Origin of the sequence: Enterobacter sp. ZOR0014 (assembly GCF_000798855.1) — a bacterium.
Classification (GTDB): domain Bacteria; phylum Pseudomonadota; class Gammaproteobacteria; order Enterobacterales; family Enterobacteriaceae; genus Enterobacter; species Enterobacter kobei.
On sequence record NZ_JTLF01000136.1, the window covers coordinates 1 to 4,147 of the forward strand.

Sequence of the window (4,147 nt, forward strand, 5' to 3'; positions counted from 1 at the left end):
AGTAAAGTTTATTTTATAAATGAAATAATGCTCCTGATGGCAATAAGCCATCAGGAGTTATTCACCAGATAAATAATTAGGTGCGGGATATAGTCGCTCTGCTAAATAATCTCTTAGTTAAAATATTGTCGCTGTAAAAGCGTATTCGCTTCATCAATCAACTTATCAATCGCCTTCTGGCTGGCATCAACATCTCTTCTCTCAAGGGCTGAAAGCAGCTCGTCATAGTGATAAGTCGACACTTTGATGTCATCAAGCTCACGGTGAAGATAGTTAATACACGGGCCGATGCGCACCCATAGCTGTTCAATCAACGCATTCAGCGTCGGCATTTCGGCATACTGATAAAGCGTAAACCGGAAGACACGATTCGCATGGAGCGCCTGCTGGACGTTCCCGTTGCGCATGGCCTCATGAAATACGTCCGACAATTTGCGCAACGTCTCCAGCTTTTGCTCAGACATATTCTGACAGGCTGCGGCGACTGCCATGGGCTCAAGCTGTTTGCGAATGGCGTTAATTTCGTTATAACGATCCAGCGTGACCTCTGGCACCAGAAAGGCCTGCGCGGGCGTAGCGTGTAACGCCCCTGCCGACACCAGACGCAGCAGCGCTTCGCGGACCGGCGTAATACTGGTTCCCAATTTATCGGCAATCTCTTTCGTAATCAGCCGTGCGCCAGGTTTGAGGGAGCCTGTAATTAATGCTCCTTTCAAACTGAGTTCAACTTGCATGGTAAGACTGATCCTTTGGGCTTTTTCTAAGTGATCCAAATCAAGCATGTTCAATTCCTGTAGCTAAAACTTAATGCTATTTTTAAGCGTCGGTTTAATAAAACGACGCTGCTTCGATATATCCTGTATCGTCATGCCTGGTGGTGGGAAGTACGTAAAAACAGCAAAAAAAGCAAACTGTGATTTTTTATCGGCTTCGGGCTCATCCGGGATGAAGGCGCGAAAAACCATGTCCGTTAATTAAAGACAATATATCGTATCTTCACAAATAAATATGGCGGGAAACCCCGCCATCATGCTTTTTATTTATTGTCACCCGCGACGCGAATCACGACTTTGCCGAAATTTCGACCTTCCAGCAGGCCAATCAGCGCCTCGGGCGCGTTCTCCAGCCCATCCGTGACCTGTTCACGATAATGAATTTTACCTTCCTGCACCCAGCGCCCCATCTCGTCCTGGAACGCCTTAATGTGGTGGCCATAGTCCTGAGCGATAATGAACCCCTGCATCCGAATACGTTTCTTCAGAATGGTGCCCATCAGCAGCGGCAAGCGATCCGGTCCTTCAGGCAAGCCCGTCGCATTGTAGCCACTCACCAGGCCGCAAACCGGCACGCGCGCAGAGGTATTCAGTAGCGGCAGTACGGCGTCAAAGACTTTCCCCCCGACGTTTTCATAATAGACATCAATCCCTTTCGGGCAGGCGTGTTTCAGCTGGTCAGCAAAATCCGCCGCGTGGTGATCGAGACACTGATCAAACCCAAGAACATCAACGGCATGACGGCACTTTTCTGCCCCACCGGCAACGCCCACTACCCGGCAACCTTTGATTTTGCCAATCTGCCCAACGGTGGCGCCAACCGGACCTGTCGCCGCAGCGACCACCAGCGTTTCACCCGCTTTCGGTTGTCCGATATCCAGTAACCCCATATAGGCGGTAAAACCAGGCATACCCAGAATACCCAGCGACCAGGAAGGATGAGACGGATTGTAGCCCAGCTTGACCAGGCCGCTGCCATCCGAAAGTTCATATTCCTGCCAGCCGCTGTAGCCCAGCACCCATTCACCGGGTTTGAAATCGGGATGGTTTGACTGCTCAACGCGGCTGACCGTTCCCCCAACCATTACGGCACCCACCTCTACCGGAGGGGAATAGGATGGCGCATCGCTCATGCGACCCCGCATATACGGATCCAGCGACAGCCAGACGGTACGAAGCAACAGCTGCCCCTCAACGGGCGTGGGAACAGGTTGTGTTTCCAGACGAAAATTTTCCGCGACCGGCGCGCCCTGTGGACGAGAAGCCAGCACCCAGCGGCGATTTTGCGAAACAGCGTGATTCATCAGGATCTCCTTCTGCTACAAATGTCATTACAGCCTGGCTCATGAACGGCGTTATCGCTTCCTTTACGAGCCCGACTGGTTAAGCCGTACAACCAGATAGACACAGCTTTCATTCGTTTCGTTGATGAAACGGCAGTCATTTGGCGGCCCAAGTTCAAGACAGTCACCGGCCTGCATCTCGTGGCGTGTGTCGCCTTCCTGAAACACCAGCTCGCCGGACTGCAGCCAGATGAGCTGACGAGCCAGCGCGTAAGACGATGCGGGCATCGGCACATCGCTCCCGGCAGGCAGTTCTACCTGAACAAGGTCGATGGGCAGATCGGTACGGGGAGAAACATGACGGCGGAGATAGTGCGTTTGCGGGTCGCGCCAGACAGGCTGATTGGCAAGGCGCAGGAGTTTACCTTCCTGCATCTCCGCGCGTGCAATCAGCGTGGACATGCTGATGCCAAACGCGCCGGACAGGCGGGCAAGAAGAGTCGCTGTCGGGCTGCTGTCTCCGCGCTCAATTTTGTGGATCATCGCGCGCGAGACCCCTGCCCGGTCAGCCAGCTCGCTCAGGGACCATCCGCGGGACTCGCGTTCAAGACGAATTCTTGCACTAATTCGTTGATTGATTGTGTCTGTTATTGTGTTCATGACGTCATACTATAGTGTATGAATGGCATTTCAATGGGGTTCTGATAACAAAAAATAGGGCTTATGGCGTAGCGCCCGGACGATGCAGTTGTGTAATATCGTATCTACAACGTAATACTATAGTGAACAACACACAGAGGGAACATCATGATCGTTCGTCATGCCTGCAAAGAAGACTGCGCTGCGATAGGAGAGATCTATAACCACGCGGTGCTGCACACTGCCGCGATCTGGAACGATAAAACCGTCGATACCAATAACCGTATCGCGTGGTTTGAGGCTCGTACACTTGCAGGCTATCCGGTTCTGGTGAGCGAGGAAAATGGTGTGATTACCGGATACGCCTCTTTCGGTGACTGGCGAGCCTTTGATGGTTTCCGCCATACGGTAGAACATTCGGTCTATGTCCATCCGGATCATCAGGGCAAGGGGATTGGCCGCACGTTGATGAAAGCGCTGATTAACGAGGCCCGCACCCTCGGTAAACATGTGATGGTGGCCGGTATTGAAGCGCAAAATCAGACCTCCATTCACCTTCATGAAACCCTCGGTTTCGTGACTACCGGACAAATGCCGCAGGTGGGAACCAAGTTTGGCCGGTGGCTGGACTTAATCTTTATGCAGCTGCAGCTTGACGAGCGCAGCGACCCGGACGCTATTCCATGAATCAATCACTGACGCTGGCATTTCTGGTGGCGGCGGGGATCGGTCTGGTGGTACAGAATACCTTGATGGTGCGCATCACCCAATCCTCCTCCACCATTCTGATCGCGATGCTGCTCAACTCGCTGGTCGGCATCGTGCTGTTTGTCAGCATTCTGCTGCTGAAACAGGGCGTCGCCGGGTTTAGCGAGCTGGCCGCAACGGTGCGCTGGTGGACGCTTATTCCGGGACTGCTGGGTTCGTTTTTCGTCTTTGCCAGTATCAGCGGATATCAGAACGTTGGCGCAGCGACCACCATCGCCGTACTGGTGGCCAGCCAGCTGATCGGTGGGCTGGTGATGGACGTTCTGAGAAGCCATGGCGTTCCACTCCGCGCCCTGGCAGGCCCGGTGTGCGGTGCGGTGATGCTGGTTGTCGGGGCCTGGCTGGTCGCACGACGCCAGTTTTGAGGCTACAGAATCGTGCCGCCTTTGGTCAGCTGTTCCTGCCGCGCGTCCATTTCTTCTTTATGCTGCTTACCGTGATGCGAAATCGCGGTACGCAGACGTTGCTGCTGGGTATAGCGTTCTTCCCGGCTGAGCTCGGCATCATCGCTCAGTTCAATCAGCAGTTCGTTCATATGGGCAATCACGCTCTCGTCGATGGCGGCATCCACGCGGGCGATCACGTCGTTTAAATGTGACATTGTCACTCCTCCTCACGTGCCCGGTGGCGCTACGCTTACCGGGCCTACGGGTGCAAAATGTAGGCCGGGTAAGGCGTAGCCGC

General features: G+C 53.7%; 6 protein-coding genes. 2 read left to right on the plus strand and 4 right to left on the minus strand.

Annotation, left to right across the window (positions count from 1 at the left end):
• Window positions 1-113: 113 nt before the first annotated feature.
• The 3 genes from L977_RS07130 to L977_RS07140 all read right to left on the minus strand — a co-directional run bounded on the left by L977_RS07130 (window position 114) and on the right by L977_RS07140 (window position 2,716).
• The gene (locus tag L977_RS07130) at window positions 114-782 is read right to left on the minus strand and encodes a GntR family transcriptional regulator (protein ID WP_014883946.1); all 669 of its coding nucleotides are present in this window, start codon (window positions 780-782) and stop codon (window positions 114-116) included.
• Between the two features lie 254 nt (window positions 783-1,036).
• Window positions 1,037-2,077 carry an NADP-dependent oxidoreductase gene (locus tag L977_RS07135; protein ID WP_047625469.1) on the minus strand — a complete coding sequence of 347 codons (1,041 nt, stop codon included), beginning with the start codon at window positions 2,075-2,077 and terminating at the stop codon, window positions 1,037-1,039.
• A 63-nt stretch (window positions 2,078-2,140) separates the two neighbouring features.
• A complete protein-coding gene (locus tag L977_RS07140; protein WP_047625471.1) occupies window positions 2,141-2,716 on the minus strand; it encodes a helix-turn-helix domain-containing protein in 576 nt (191 codons plus the stop codon).
• Between the two features lie 147 nt (window positions 2,717-2,863).
• Between L977_RS07140 and L977_RS07145 the strand changes: the two genes are divergently transcribed.
• Window positions 2,864-3,382 carry a GNAT family N-acetyltransferase gene (locus tag L977_RS07145; protein WP_047625473.1) on the plus strand — a complete coding sequence of 173 codons (519 nt, stop codon included), beginning with the start codon at window positions 2,864-2,866 and terminating at the stop codon, window positions 3,380-3,382.
• Complete coding sequence (locus L977_RS07150; protein WP_014883949.1) at window positions 3,379-3,828, plus strand: DMT family transporter; 450 nt, start codon at window positions 3,379-3,381, stop codon at window positions 3,826-3,828. Before L977_RS07145 ends, L977_RS07150 begins: the two co-directional genes overlap by 4 nt.
• Before the next feature lie 2 nt (window positions 3,829-3,830).
• On the opposite strand, the gene L977_RS07155 is transcribed toward L977_RS07150, so the two are convergent.
• Window positions 3,831-4,064, minus strand: coding sequence for a YdcY family protein (locus L977_RS07155; RefSeq protein ID WP_014883950.1), 234 nt, complete (start codon window positions 4,062-4,064; stop codon window positions 3,831-3,833).
• Window positions 4,065-4,147 lie beyond the last annotated feature (83 nt).